At 49.9% G+C, this 14334-nt stretch carries 13 protein-coding genes and 2 riboswitches; of the genes, 12 read left to right on the forward strand and 1 reads right to left on the reverse strand.

Going from position 1 to position 14334, the window contains the following annotated elements:
* Positions 1-61 precede the first annotated feature (61 nt).
* The 11 genes from C7R91_RS17080 (at position 62) to C7R91_RS17140 (ending at position 10889) form a co-directional block, all read left to right on the forward strand.
* Entirely contained in the window at positions 62-262 is a 201-nt protein-coding gene (locus tag C7R91_RS17080) for a copper ion binding protein (protein WP_047073809.1), read from the forward strand.
* 248 nt (positions 263-510) lie between these two features.
* Entirely contained in the window at positions 511-1332 is an 822-nt protein-coding gene (locus tag C7R91_RS17085) for a PHP domain-containing protein (protein ID WP_047073813.1), read from the forward strand.
* Entirely contained in the window at positions 1308-2090 is a 783-nt protein-coding gene (locus C7R91_RS17090) for a sugar phosphate isomerase/epimerase family protein (protein ID WP_047073814.1), read from the forward strand. Before C7R91_RS17085 ends, C7R91_RS17090 begins: the two co-directional genes overlap by 25 nt.
* 15 nt (positions 2091-2105) lie before the next feature.
* Positions 2106-2885: a 5'/3'-nucleotidase SurE gene (gene surE / locus C7R91_RS17095; RefSeq protein WP_047073815.1), complete on the forward strand. Its 780-nt coding sequence runs from the start codon at positions 2106-2108 to the stop codon at positions 2883-2885.
* A gap of 37 nt (positions 2886-2922) precedes the next feature.
* A complete protein-coding gene (locus C7R91_RS17100) occupies positions 2923-3993 on the forward strand; it encodes an ABC transporter substrate-binding protein (RefSeq protein WP_047073817.1) in 1071 nt (356 codons plus the stop codon).
* A complete protein-coding gene (locus C7R91_RS17105) occupies positions 3983-5725 on the forward strand; it encodes an ABC transporter permease (RefSeq protein ID WP_236697967.1) in 1743 nt (580 codons plus the stop codon). Before C7R91_RS17100 ends, C7R91_RS17105 begins: the two co-directional genes overlap by 11 nt.
* Positions 5722-6777 (forward strand): ABC transporter ATP-binding protein, encoded by a 1056-nt coding sequence (locus C7R91_RS17110; RefSeq protein ID WP_047073818.1) that lies wholly within the window; start codon positions 5722-5724, stop codon positions 6775-6777. Before C7R91_RS17105 ends, C7R91_RS17110 begins: the two co-directional genes overlap by 4 nt.
* 161 nt (positions 6778-6938) lie before the next feature.
* A riboswitch (cyclic di-AMP (ydaO/yuaA leader) is annotated at positions 6939-7085 on the forward strand.
* Between the two features lie 392 nt (positions 7086-7477).
* On the forward strand, positions 7478-8704 hold the full coding sequence (locus C7R91_RS17125) for a quaternary amine ABC transporter ATP-binding protein (protein ID WP_047073821.1): 1227 nt from the start codon (positions 7478-7480) through the stop codon (positions 8702-8704).
* Positions 8688-9527: an ABC transporter permease gene (locus C7R91_RS17130; RefSeq protein ID WP_047073822.1), complete on the forward strand. Its 840-nt coding sequence runs from the start codon at positions 8688-8690 to the stop codon at positions 9525-9527. The genes C7R91_RS17125 and C7R91_RS17130 overlap by 17 nt, the downstream gene beginning before the upstream one ends.
* The gene (locus C7R91_RS17135) at positions 9524-10459 is read left to right on the forward strand and encodes a glycine betaine ABC transporter substrate-binding protein (RefSeq protein ID WP_083995214.1); all 936 of its coding nucleotides are present in this window, start codon (positions 9524-9526) and stop codon (positions 10457-10459) included. The genes C7R91_RS17130 and C7R91_RS17135 overlap by 4 nt, the downstream gene beginning before the upstream one ends.
* A gap of 19 nt (positions 10460-10478) precedes the next feature.
* Positions 10479-10889, forward strand: a complete 411-nt coding sequence (locus C7R91_RS17140; RefSeq protein ID WP_047073824.1) for a hypothetical protein — start codon at positions 10479-10481, stop codon at positions 10887-10889.
* Between the two features lie 57 nt (positions 10890-10946).
* Here C7R91_RS17140 and C7R91_RS17145 read toward each other — a convergent pair whose 3' ends face one another.
* Positions 10947-11315 carry a Na-translocating system protein MpsC family protein gene (locus tag C7R91_RS17145; RefSeq protein WP_047073825.1) on the reverse strand — a complete coding sequence of 123 codons (369 nt, stop codon included), beginning with the start codon at positions 11313-11315 and terminating at the stop codon, positions 10947-10949.
* Positions 11316-11556: 241 nt separating this feature from the next.
* Positions 11557-11703: riboswitch (cyclic di-AMP (ydaO/yuaA leader) on the forward strand.
* 885 nt (positions 11704-12588) lie between these two features.
* On the opposite strand from C7R91_RS17145, the gene kdpA reads away from it, so the two are divergent.
* Complete coding sequence (kdpA, locus tag C7R91_RS17155) at positions 12589-14262, forward strand: potassium-transporting ATPase subunit KdpA (RefSeq protein WP_047073828.1); 1674 nt, start codon at positions 12589-12591, stop codon at positions 14260-14262.
* Positions 14263-14334 lie beyond the last annotated feature (72 nt).

Below are 14334 nucleotides of genomic sequence, written 5' to 3' on the forward strand. Positions count from 1 at the left end.
CAGTAACAAGCGGCTTTGTCCGCCTTATCTATACAACATAAAATGTAAGGAGAGATTGATCATGACAAATATCACATTGAACGTAGAAGGCATGTCTTGCAACAAATGCGTAGCGCGCATCGAGAACACATTGAAAGAGCTGGGTGCAGAAGGCAAAGTAAACCTGGCTGAAAAAAAGGTTGAAGTTTCCTACAACGAGAGCAACCTGACTCTCGATGCAGTGAAAGAAGCAATCGAAGACCAAGGCTACGACGTCGTTTAATCATCGTGTCTATCTAAAAGCTCCTGCCTGATTGAGGCAAGAGCTTTTTTTCTTTTTTGTAAAGAATTCGTAAATCGTTAATCAAACGTACATATTTCGACGGATGAACGAAACAAAATCGCATGAACACCTGATTTTACTTTTATCAAACCTTGTTAGGTGCTTTATATGGCCTTAAAAAACGGGATTTAAAATGAAATCAAACAGAAAACACAGCAACGTTGGATAGTGAAACAGGAGGAATGGTCATGCTGGATTTGCATATGCACACGACTGCTTCTGACGGAAAGCTGTCACCTCGGGAATTGCTCATGGAGGCCAAAGAGCGTGGTGTGAATTATTTAGCCATTACCGACCATGATACCGTGGATGGTTATCTGCTTGCCCGTGAGGATGCCCAACAGCTCGGCATACAGCTTATACCGGGAATTGAGTGGAATACAGACGGATCGGAGGACGAGCTACATATTTTGGGGTACGGCTTGGATATATCCGATGCTCGTTTGCTTCATGTCATGGAAAGACGGCAACGGGAGCGTATCGAGTGGATCAACGAGATAGTTGTGGGCTGCAATCGACTGGGGCTGTCCATTTCTATGGAAGAGTGCATGGCAAGGGCGAACGGCGGCGTGATGGTTCGCACGCATGTTGCAGAGGTCATTGCCGACCGGGGCTACTGCTCATCTCCCCAGTCTGCCTTTGAGATGTATTTGCGCAAAGGGTGTGCCGCTTACGTGCCTCGTCCTATCTTTTCTGCACGGGAAGCGATTGAAATTACCCATGAAGCGGGCGGAATTGCTGTACTGGCTCATCCTGGCATCTACCCGTTTGAGGTTCAGCTTGATGCGTTGCTTGAATACGGAATCGACGGCATTGAGGTATATTATCCGAGACATTCGGCAGCACAGATGGCTTTTTGGGAGAGACAAGCCAAAGCCCATCATCTCATTCGTTCGGGAGGAAGCGACTTTCACGGTCATCGCTCACGCAACCCATATCCGGTCGGTAGCGTGCCAATCCCGGCGGAGGTAAAGGAGTGGTGGAAATGCTGTATGTTTCATCAACACTGATGTGGGCTTACCCGGTTGAGGCGGCTGTCTTAATTGCGCGTCAATACGGATTTGCGGGTATGGAGGTATGGGCGGAGCACGTCTGGTTTTACCAAAGTGACCCGAAAGAAATCCAACAGGCGGCAAAACGAGCGGGAATGAAGCTGACCTTGCATGCAGCTAGCTGGGATTTAAATTTGTGTTCGCTGAATCAAGGCATCCGCAAGCAATCTATTGAAGAAGTGAAGCGTTCCTTGACGCTAGCAAGTGAAATCGGGGTCAAAAGTGTGACCATCCATCCGGGACGAGTGACGCTGTCGCCCAGAAACCGAAGCTGGCATGAGCCGATTCTGATTGAGAGCGTAAATGAGCTGGCGTACGAAGCGAGGAAAAAAGACTGTATGTTGTCTATTGAGCACATTGAGCCTCTGCCGAAGGAAATGATCGTGACACCGCAAGATGTGAATCAACTGAGAGCGGCATTGGAATACCCGACGACAACGACGTTTGATATTGCTCATGTTCCTCTTTCCTGTTCCTTGACTCAATTTTACCGCGAGCTGGAGGGGATCGATAAAATTCATGTGAGTGACGCTACGGCAACCAAACTGCATGTGCCATTAGGAACAGGAGAGATTGATTTGCCAGGGATTTGGCCGTTGTTGTTTGAAGAAAAGAGACCCGTTGTTGTGGAAGGCTTCGATGATGCGAGGAGCTTGTCTCAGCTCAAGCAAAACATGGTTTATTTACGGCAAGAGGATTGTGTTTCATTTGGATAGGAGGTCCGTATTATTTTGAATATTCTCGTAACCAATGACGATGGAATTTTTTCAAGTGGAGTGCTTTGTCTGGCGCAGGCCCTTCAGCCCTTTGGTAATGTATCCATTGTCTGCCCGGATCAAGAACGTAGTGCGATCAGCCATGCCATTACGTTGAAATCGCCAGTCAAAGCAAACAAAGTAAACTTTTTTGAAACCTCACTGGAAGCATGGGCCGTCAATGGCACACCGGCTGACTGCGTCAAGATGGCGATTGAGGTCATTCTCAAGGAAAAGCCAGATGTAATTGTATCTGGAATCAACCGTGGACCGAATCTGGGACGGGATGTCTTTTATTCAGGCACGATCTCAGCAGCGATTGAGGGGGCGATGTACCAGATTCCTTCCATCGCCATATCTCTCGCTACGCTGAAGCCAAACCCGAATTTTTCAATCGTCGAGCCGCTTGCCTACGAAGTATTTGAAACCCTGTTCAGACACAAGCTCAGTCCCGAAACTGTTCTGAACATCAATCTCCCGTATTTGTCCAGGGAAATGGTAAAAGGAGTAGCAGTCACGCCGCTGGCAATGGATGTTCTGCGCTATCAATATGTGGGCTTGAACGATCCCCAAGGGTATATGTGCTACTGGCTCTCCGACCACTTGAGTGAGCTCCACTTTGAGGACGAGGAGTCCGATTATTACAAGCTTCGCGACGGTTATATCACTATTACTCCTTTGCAATTAAACATGACGAATACTGCCATGAAGGCAAAAATCGGCAAATGGTTTCAAGGCGCGAAGCAAAGCTCTTAGCTGTTAACCACTCATGATTTTTAGGAGGAATGAACAAGTGAAACGTGTTCTTAGCCCAAAATGGACCCTTTCTTTATTCGCAGCCGTTTCTGTCTTCGGACTGGCAGCCTGCGGTTCCCAGCCTTCTTCGACATCACCAACTCCGGCGGCGAACACTTCAGCGACGTCTGCCCCAGCCCCAGCCAAAATCGCAGGGTCGCTGAGCTTTTATACCTCCCAGCCAGATGCAGACGCGCAAGCATTGATCGAGGGTTTTTCGAAAAATTATCCGGAGGTAAAAGTAGAGCTGTTCCGCTCCGGTACAGAGGAAGTGATGAGTCGCTTGCAGGCGGAGGCACATGCTGGGCAGGTAAAAGCAGATGTGCTTTTGGTTGCGGATGCACCGACCTTTGCTAGCCTGAAAAAACAGGATTTGCTCATGCCGTATGCTTCGCCCGAGGCTAAGGACATTCCGGCGGAGTGGAAGGATGCAGAGGGCGCCTATACGGGAACCAAAGTAATGGCAACTGTTCTTGCCGTCAACAGCAGCAAGGTTGTCGCTCTGCCGGACAGTTGGAAGGTTCTGACCGGTCCGGCAGCCTCGAACAAAGCGATCATGCCAAGTCCACTCTACTCTGGGGCAGCAGCCTATAACATAGGCGTACTTACTCGGCAGGCTGATTTTGGCTGGGACTACATAGCCGGACTCAAAGCAAACCAGATGACAGTCACTAAAGGCAATGGTGCTGTATTGAAAAGCGTCGCAGGCGGCGAAAAGGAATATGGGATGGTTGTGGATTACCTCGTAGCTCGGGCGAAAAAAGACGGCTCTCCAGTCGAGCTCATCTATCCAAACGAGGGTGTTCCTGTCATAACCGAACCAATCGGGATCATGAAAGCAACGAAAAATGCAGAGGCAGCAAAAGCGTTTGTCGATTATGTGCTCTCGGAAGAAGGACAGCAGCTTGCAAGCAGTCTTGGGTACACTCCAATCAGAAAAGGAATCGCTGCTCCGGAAGGGCTACGCGCTCAAGACCAGATCAAAGTGCTTTCTGCGAATACAGATGATCTTGAAGCGAACAGAGAGGCGGACAAAAAGAAATTTGGAGAGATGATGGGTGCAAAGTAACTGGCAGGCAGCAGTGTCCGAGCGCAAGATGGGGGAACGGCGAAAAATGGCCGTGCCCCTGTCGTTGGAAAAGGCGGCCACATGGATCGTGCTGGTGCCGGTCGCCTTCTTTTTTATTTATCCGCTGTGGAAGTTGATCGCTCTTAGTGTGCAAACAGAAGCAGGGATCGGTCTTAGATACTTTGCGGATGTGATCACACATGAACGCACATGGAACGCTATCGGTCACAGCGTTATGGCGGCAGGAGCTTCTACGCTCATCGCGTTAGTCATTGGCGTTTCGCTGGCTTGGTTATGCGCCTATACAGATATACGCTGGAAGTCTGCCATTCACGTACTTGCCCTGTTGCCATTGCTGATTCCCTCGTACGTAATGACCTTGGCCTGGACACAACTGGCAGGTCCGCAAGGTGTATTGAATCGGGTAGCGAGCTGGCTTTATGGTGGGCCTTTGGAGCTGTGGAACGTCTATGGCTTGGACGGGATCATTGTTGTAATGGGTCTAACGCATTATCCGTTGGTCTACATGCTCACGCTGTCCGTTCTGTATCGGATTCCCAAAGAACTGGAATGGGCGGCTCATTCTTCAGGGGCTACGGCTACGACTGTATTTCGCAAGGTGACACTCCCACTCGCCTTACCGGGAATTGCAGGAGGCGGACTGCTTGCTTTTATTTCCGGACTCGATAATTTTGGTGTCCCTGCGTTTCTCGGGATCCCGGAAAATATCCCTTTATTGAGTACGTTGATTTATGAGGAGGTCATCGGATTTGGACCTAGCGCTTTTGCGAGGGCATCTGTCTTGTCTATTTTGCTTGGCGTGATAGCATTGGCGGGAACAGGAGTACAGTGGCTCTTTTTGCGTAAAAGCCGGGTGGACCAGACCAGTGCCGAGGACAAATCGATTCGCCGTCACTTGGAAGGATATCGACGGGGTGTGGAGGTTCTTGTGGGACTCTTTTTGTTGGTGACGAGTGTGCTTCCTCTCTTGTCCATGGCAGCGAATGCTTTCATCAAGGCGTATGGGTTACCTTTTGTTCCGCAAAATCTGACGTGGAAGCATTTTGCGTTTGTTCTGTTCGACCATGTTGGAACGAGAGCGGCAATCGGCAATAGCCTGATGCTGGCCTGCTTGACTGGCGTCTTGTGTGTGGTGGCTGGAACATGGTTCGCTTACTGGCGCATCCATCGGCCTTCCTTTATGGGAAAAGTAATGGAAGGAGCTGTCGCTTTGCCGTATGCTTTGCCCGGTATGGTGCTTGGGCTGGCGATGATTTTAACGTGGATCGAGCCGATTCCCGGCTGGCAGCCAGGAATATATGGAACGGTTTGGCTTATTTTGATTGCGTATGTGACTCGCTTTTTGATCTTGCAAGTAAAAAGCAGTACGGTCTCCATTATGCAGGTGGGCAAGGAAGTGGAAGAAGCAGCACGGATCAACGGCGGTCGATTTTGGACGAGGTGGTCCCGGATTTTGCTTCCGCTCTATGCACCGGGAATGGCAACAGGCTTGTTCCTGGTGTTCCTGACAGCATTTACTGAATTGACGATATCATCGCTTCTGTGGTCATCCGGTTCGGAAACGATCGGTGTCGTTATTTTCAGCTTTGAGCAGGCGGGATCAACGACTCATAGCACGGCCCTTTCTTCGTTGATTGTAGCGGCCATCCTGCTGGTTTTGGCAATGGGCGGTTTGTGGAAACGATATTGGCAACGGAGGATACAAGGATGAACAGTGCAAGAGTGAAGGGCGTTTCCAAAAAATTCGGAGATGTGACGGCGCTCCACCATCTGGATCTACAAATTGGACAAGGAGAATTCATTGCCTTGCTCGGGCCGAGCGGTTGCGGAAAAACGACACTGCTTAGGCTATTGGCGGGTTTTGAATCGCCTACCAGCGGAGAAATTTGGGTCAATCAAGAGTGCGTAGCAGATCAGGCAAGAAGAAAGCCGCCAGAGGAGCGGCGGATTGGTATGGTGTTTCAGTCATTCGCACTTTGGCCGCATTTGACTGTCTATGAGAATGTTGTGTTTCCGTTGCAACATCAAAAGCACGTGCCTGCCGCTTACAAAGATAATCCAAAAGCACGGGTGGCACAAATGCTGGAGATGGTCGGTCTCGGAGGAATGGAAGAGAGATTTCCCAATCAGCTCTCTGGTGGACAAAAGCAGCGCGTTGCTCTGGCGCGGGCCATCGTGTTTAACCCTACGCTGCTTCTGATGGACGAGCCATTGAGCAGTCTCGATGCAGAGCTGCGTATGCAAATGCGCAAGGAAATCCAATTTATTCACCGCGAGCTGGGGACTTCCATCGTCTACGTCACACACGATCAGTCAGAGGCACTGGCTATGGCGGATCAGATCGTCGTAATGAAAGGCGGCAGAGTGGAACAAGCAGGTAGCCCACAGGATATATACTATTCGCCCCAATCGCCTTTTGTCGCCAAGTTTGTAGGACGGGCCAACTTCTTAAAAGGAAACTGGTCTTGCCCCAGTACCTTTCTGTTGGAGAGGCAAGGAGAGCCAACGGTACCGATTGCCGTTTCCCGCGACTTTTCTTCCTTTCGCGCTCAGCAAATATTGCCGGTTCGTCCCGATCAGTTGAAGCTCACAGCGTGGCAGCAAGGAATGGAGGGCGTTGTCGGAAAGGTATCTCATGTGGAATTTCAGGGGCGAGAGCTGCTTTATTCCATCCGGGTCGGGGAGGATGACTGGGAGGTTGTCACGGACATCAGCCAGCGCTTTTCCTATGGGGAGCGTGTATGCGTAGAGGTTTGTGTGTAAAAAGGAAAGATAGCCAAGGGATTCTTCAATTGGATAAGCATGAACCATCTAAATCAATGCGACTCATTAAGAAAGGCGCTATTCTGTTTGATTCAATGAAAATGAACGTTCACAATAACTGGAAGCGAGCGTATAATCAAAATCACAATCACGATGCAGCAAAACACATACGGCCTAGTTCCGAGATTCTCGGAAGCGGGGGAACCAATCTTTTGGGGTTAATCCTGAGTGATCAGGAGGGATGAGGAAATGTCTTCTCTGCCATCCTACCCGTCAGCTAACCTCGTCGGCCAAAGCAGGGAAGGTCATGGATGGATAAAGTCTAGGCATATAATGCGCAACAAGGTGTTTCCTTGCGGGCGTGTGATAGGCCGATGCAGGCTTTTTCTTTGGGACCTTTGTTCTGGAGAAAAAGAATGGATCGGCCTATTTTTTATGGAAATACCGATGAGCAGCTTATGCGATACAGACGTGAAGGAAATAGTGTGGATCGCTGGGAGGCAGTCGGTACGACATAAACCGCTGACAATCGAAATCAGGAAGACAGAGTACAGGGAGTCCTGAAAATGGACGCCAGGTATTACGTAAGCCTGCGGATTTTCAACACGAGTAAAAATCAAGCGTGCCTGCTTGGTTTTGCTGGAGTGTGGAAACTTCGCGGGCTTTTTACATTTACGAAAAAAGAAAGATGAGGGATACCATGTCCAAAATGAAAGTCCATCAACTGACAAAAGTGTTCGGAAAGCATCCCGAGCTGGCCTTGAAGCTGCTGACAGAAGGACGAACAAAAGAACAAATTTACAAGCAAACCGGTCAGTCCATCGGGGTCAATCAGGTCAGCTTTGAAGTCAAAGAAGGTGAAATCTTCGTCATCATGGGCCTGTCCGGCAGTGGCAAATCAACCTTAATTCGAATGTGTAATCGACTGATTGACCCAACGAGCGGAAGCATCGAGATCGATGGGGAAGAGATCGTGGATATGAAGGCGGCAGCTTTACGCGAGGTGCGGAGGAAGAAGCTCGGGATGGTTTTCCAAAATTTTGCCTTGTTTCCGCAGCGGACGGTACGAGAAAACGTCGAGTTTGGATTGGAGATTCAACAGGTTCCACCAGGGCTCCGGCAAGAAAAAGCACGGGAAGCGCTCGCGCTCGTTGGATTAGCCGAGTGGGAAAATGCGTACCCGGATCAATTGAGTGGAGGTATGCGCCAGCGGGTCGGATTGGCGCGGGCGTTGGCTAATAATCCAGATATTCTCTTAATGGACGAAGCGTTCAGTGCACTGGACCCGCTCATTCGAAAAGATATGCAGGATGAGCTGCTGGAGCTTCAGATGACAATGAAAAAGACGATCCTGTTCATTACACATGACTTGCACGAGGCGTTGCGGCTGGGAGATCGGATTGCCTTTATGAAAGACGGACAGATCATTCAGATCGGCCGCCCGGAAGAAATCATGGCAGACCCAGCGGATGAATTCGTGCGGAAGTTCGTAGAGGATGCTGACCTGTCCAGGGTTCTCATTGCTGAAAATGTGATGAAACGGGCAGAAGCAATCACGCCTGACAAAGGAGCGCGAGTGGCGCTGCAACTCATGATGGATAACGGTGTGTCCAGCTTGTACGTCGTGGACAAAAAGCGCACACTGCTCGGCTTGATTACGGCGTATGACGTATCACTCGCGATCGGTACGGGAGATTCGCTGGAGAAGATCATGAAAACCGACCTCCCTACCATTCCACCTGACGCACGTCTGCACAGTTTGTTCCCGATGATGGCAGACCTGCACGTCCCGATTGCTGTAGTGGGCGAGCAGCAGCGTTTGTTGGGTGTCATCGTAAAAGGAGCGGTGCTAGGCGGGCTGGTAGGCAAAGTCAATGTCCAAGAGCACCAGAGAGCAGAGGTGATGAGTGATGGAAGCCGTGCCTAAGCTGCCGATTGGCCAATGGGTGGAAGGGTTCGTGGAGGTGCTGGGACAGTACAAAGGGGTTTTGTTTGATCCGTTATCTATCGTCATTTCCGCAATGGTGACATACTGTTCCACGGTTTTGGCGGAGATACCTTCGTTGATTCTCATCTTGCTGCTAGGGGCCGCTGCGTGGGTTTTTGCAGGGAGAGCGTCCATGGTCTTTACGGTTATCGGACTTTCTCTCATCCACAACTTGGGGTACTGGGATGAAACGATCGAGACATTTGGACTCGTCCTCACTGCCACCATGATTTCGATCGTCATCGGGATTCCAGTGGGCATTCTTTGCGCGAGACACGATACGTTTCGCAATCTGGTCACACCAGTACTTGATTTGATGCAGACGATGCCAGCGTTCGTTTACTTGATTCCCGCGATCTTTTTCTTCGGCTTGGGCGAGGTGCCGGGAGTTATTGCCTCCGTTATTTTTGCTTTGCCGCCAATCGTGCGTCTCACGAACTTAGGCATACGTCAGGTCCCAGCGGAAATGGAGGAAGCGGCGGACGCCTTTGGCGCAACTGGGTGGCAAAAGCTCGTGAAGGTGCAACTGCCGTATGCGAAATCGACGATCTTGGCGGGGGTCAATCAGTGCATCATGCTCGCCCTGTCGATGGTGGTCATAGCGGCTATGATCGGGGCGAAAGGCTTGGGGGCAGACGTATATCGAGCCGTATCGCAAGTGGATATAGGAAGAGGATTCGAGGCGGGGCTATCGATCGTGATTATCGCAATCGTCTTGGATCGGCTTACCCAATATGCAGGAAAAAAGGAGCGAAACACATGATGAACAAAATGGTTCCAGCTTTACTGGCAGTGATGATGGGGGCGACTGCATGGCTTGCAGGCTGCTCCAGTCAAAACACAAACACACAAATACCGACAGCAACGGTGGTCGGTCCTATTGCTTCTGAGACGTCGGACAACGCGCTAGGAGAAAAGCTCGACTACAAAATCATCGGAATCGACGCAGGAGCAGGCTCGATGGTGAAAACAGAGGAAGTCATGAACCTGTATGGCTTGGATAAATGGCAGCTTGTCGAAGGCTCAGATGCAGCAATGACAGCAGCCTTGATCAAGGCGTACGAGGCGAAGGAACCGATTATCATTACGGGCTGGACACCGCATTGGATGTTTAAAAAGATGGATTTGAAATACTTGGCGGACCCGAAGAACGGCTTTGGCGGACCGGAACAAATCCATACCATCGTGCGCAAAGGGCTGAAACAGGATCAGCCTGCTGCCTATCAATTTCTGGATAAGTTCTGGTGGGAGCCAGCTGATATGGAATCGGTCATGGTTCAAATGATTGACGGAAAAGATCCGGAAGTGGCCGCTGCGGAATGGGTAAAAAACAACGAAGCCAAAGTAGCAAAATGGGTGGAGGGCATACAGCCTGTCCAAAAAGAGAAGCTGACTCTCGCCTATGTAGCATGGGATTCCGAGATTGCCAGCACGCACGTCGTAGAGCATGTGCTGGAGCAGAAGCTGGGGTATGAGGTCGAATTGAGTCAGGTGCAGACTGGACCGATGTGGGCAGGAGTGGCCATTGGGGATGTAGATGGAATGGTTACGGCGTGGTTGCCGTCTACAGATACGAGCTATTTGGAAAAATTCGGTGGGCAAATCAAGGATTTGGGTCCAAATCTCGACGGAACCAAAATCGGACTCGTGGTTCCTTCGTACATGAACATCTCGTCCATTGAGGACCTCAAATAAGGGAAGGGGAGGCGCTGCTATGAAGCATTATTTTGTAATGGGCAAGGGAGAAGCATTCACTTCTTTTGTCCAGACACTATGTAGCGACAGTTTGCCTGCTATTTGGGGGGAGAATCCCGGTGCCTTCTCATTCACGGTCGGGCCTGGAGACAAGACGATTCAGCGGTTTTTGCCCATTTCATTTGAAGAGTGCTACCGTGATCAGGAATCCTTGCTGCTCTACCATTCCGTCTACATCTTTCCCGATGAGTGGGCGGAGGGACGCGACTTGCTGACACTGTTCAAGCAGCTGGGCACCTGCCGGATTTTTGTGATGACGCAGGAGCATCGGAACGCGATGTTATACAAGGCGCTCGGGGCGAATCACGTCATCGTGAGCCAGCCCGGGTATAAAGGCTACGGCTGGTTGGCTGAACAAATGAGTGGCTAAAGAGAGGGATAGAAAAGGCTCCGCCTGAAAATGAGGCGGAGCCTTGTTTGCATGAAATTAGCCCAACATTTTTTCGAGGTCCTTGTCCAATACATACACCTCGATCCGTTCCCCCATCTTCGTGCTGATGTCGCTATGACTCGATAGTACCTTGCAGTTGGTCAGCTTTTCTACGATTTCTTCCGATTCTTCGCTGTACATTTCACGGAGAACCTCGCGCATTTCTTTGACGATGCGGCGGCCTTTATCATGACTGGACAGATGCTTTTCTTCGACGGTGAGAACGCCCTTGAATCTAGCGATGACCATGTCACCGACGATGTAGGTCTTGGCTTCCTGCGGACCTCGTCCAATTAGCTCGCGTTGAAATTTTATGAATGCTTCGCTGATTTCAGCTTCCAGCTTTTTTTTGTTAGAGATGGCCAAACGCCATACCTCCCATAATTTATCATTGTGCCTAATATTACTCAGCTGTCTAGAGGCTGTCAAACAAATAGGCTGATAATGTGAAAACGGAAGAGAAACGATGAAATATCATGATCGGATGAGGGCTGATAGGTTTAAATCGCTTACACGGATAAAGAATGCAAAAATCGTGTGAAAAAGACTGAAATAGGACATTAACATCCGATTATGCCGGACGTATAATGAGATTCGTAACCAACAATTGCAAATATGGCCAAATCCCGAGGCACTCGGGAACGGAGGACCCAATCAGTAGGGGTTAATCCCACGCATGAATCGTGGGAGGGATGAGACACTCTTTCGCCATCCTACCCGTCAGCTAACTTCGTCGGCTAAAGCGAGGGAGGTCTAAAGACCGCCTATTTGAGGAGGCCTTTTTGTTTTCCGTATGGGACGACAAAGGTTGACTCAAAACGTAATGCAGGTCTTTTCGTTTTGCTCAAAAACGGCCAATGACCGTTTTTACTTACAAGTAAATAGCTGTTTTTTTGAAAAAGGAAACGGGAGACAAAACGCAAAGAAGGCAACTTAAAGTCGGCTGGGCGTTAGGTAGACCAATGAGTACTTTTTCTCCGATACAAAGGATCGTTTTTATTTGCCGCGAAAAGGCGGGCGACTTGTTTCGTCTGTTTATCTTTCGTTCGGTCAAATGTGGCAATCTTTCGGGGAAATCGTAAGCATTGGTCTATTTTTTTATCCCAAATGGCAGGTTTTCTTCAAAAAATGCGTGTTCAAAAAGTTGGCTTTTCAGCACCGAGAAAGTGGCGTGAACCTGAAGAAGGAGGAGCGGAGTGTAGGGGACCTACATGAGCACCGGACTTTGAAGGTGAACGGCTCTTTCGATGCCGCATAAGCCCTCAGGATTACTACGTGATCAAAAGACGACTTTTTGAACTACCTTTAAAAGAAAGCTCGTACAGGGGATAGCGAGAGAGACGACTCGGCCAGACTTCACGGAATAATTCGTACGGCAAAAAAGGAGGGACATGGCATGGATGTGGTTTCCATACTGCTCTTGGCGCTTTCATTCGGTGTATTTTTTGCACTCATCAAGTTTTGTGACGCCGTGGTAAGAGAACAGGGAGGGAAAGAGAAATGATATGGTTGCTTTTGATTATGGCAGGGCTTGCGATGTACCTGTGCCACGCATTGATTTACCCGGAGAAATACTAGGGGTTACCCGAATCATTCGATTATTTGGAGCCATTTTTTAGAGGGAGTAGGAGGAACTATCGTGGACTTTATACAAATAGCGTTGGTTTTGGTGGTGCTTTTCGTGCTCGCCATACCGATGGGAAAATATTTGGCACGCTCCTTTTCGCTGGAGGCGACCCGTCTGGACCGTGTTTTTGGCGGGGTGGAAAAAGCGATATACAAGCTGTCTGGCATCCGTGTAGCAGATATGACCTGGAAGCAGTACGCAATGGCTGTTCTGGTCAGCAACATTTCGATGGTAGCGATTGCGTATCTCTTGCTTCGTTTGCAAGGGATGCTGCCTGGAAACCCGAGTGGAATCGCGGCGATGGAGCCGTTGCTTTCCTTTAACACAGCCGTCAGCTTTTTGACGAATACCAATCTTCAGCATTACAGCGGGGAGAGCGGATTGTCGTATCTATCGCAGATGCTGGTCATTATTTACCTGATGTTTACGACGCCAGCGACAGGGATCGCGGTCGTAATGGCCTTCATGCGCGGGCTGACAGGGCAGCGCAGCATCGGTAACTACTACGTTGATCTGGTGCGTGCTCATATACGGGTGTTGATTCCACTGGCAATTGTTGTGACACTGCTCTTGGTGTCCCAAGGCGTGCCGCAGACGATGGAGCCGACGGCGACAGCAACAACGATTAGCGGAACGGAGCAACAAATTGCTCGCGGTCCGGTCGCTTCACTCGTATCAATCAAGCATCTGGGAACAAACGGGGGAGGATTCTTCGGGGTAAACTCTTCGCATCCGTTTGAAAACCCGACACCGCTAACGAATGTGATCGAAATTTTGTCGATGTTCTTGATCCCGGCGGCACTGCCATTCGCATTCGGATTCATGGCGAAGAGCCGCAGGCAAGGCTGGGTTATTTTTGGAGCGATGTTCGTGATGTTTCTGGCGTTCCTGATCACGGCATATGCCAATGAAGCAAACGGCAACCCGGCGCTGGGCCGAGCTGGCCTGTCACAAGAAATGGGCAGCATGGAAGGGAAAGAAGTCCGATTTGGCATCGCACAAAGCGCCTTGTTCACCGCCGTGACAACAGCGGCAACGACAGGAACCGTGAACAACATGCACGATACATTGACACCGCTTGGCGGCTTGGTTCCGCTCGGTGAAATGATGCTCAACTGCGTATTCGGCGGAGATGGCGTCGGAACGATTAACATTTTGATGTATGCGATTTTGGCTGTATTCTTGGCGGGCCTGATGGTAGGGCGTACGCCTGAATTCCTCGGCCGCAAGATCGAAGGAAAAGAGATGAAGCTGATCGCCATCGCGATCCTCGCTCATCCCCTGATTATTTTAGCGCCAACCGCCATTGCATTGGCAACAGATATGGGATCGTCCGCAGTATCGAACCCAGGCTTCCACGGCATTTCACAAGTGCTGTACGAGTACACCTCTTCGGCAGCCAACAACGGTTCCGGTTTTGAAGGATTGGGTGACAACACGCCATTCTGGAACATTTCTACGGGACTCGTCATGCTGTTCGGTCGATACGTTTCGATCATTACGATGCTGGCGGTAGCAGGCTCCTTGCTCGCAAAAACGCCAGTACCGGAAACGATGGGTACACTGCGCACAGACAATAGTGTATTCACGGTGATTTTGATTGCGACTGTGGTGATCGTAGGTGCACTGACATTCCTGCCTGTGCTTGCTCTCGGCCCAATCGCCGAGTGGCTCACAATCCGATGATAAGAGGAAGTTCAAAAGCCGACTTTTTGAACATCGATTTGAAAATGAATACTAGAGGCAAAGGAGTAATTT

The sequence above is a fragment of the Brevibacillus formosus genome, from assembly GCF_003013405.1.
GTDB classification, from domain to species: domain Bacteria; phylum Bacillota; class Bacilli; order Brevibacillales; family Brevibacillaceae; genus Brevibacillus; species Brevibacillus formosus.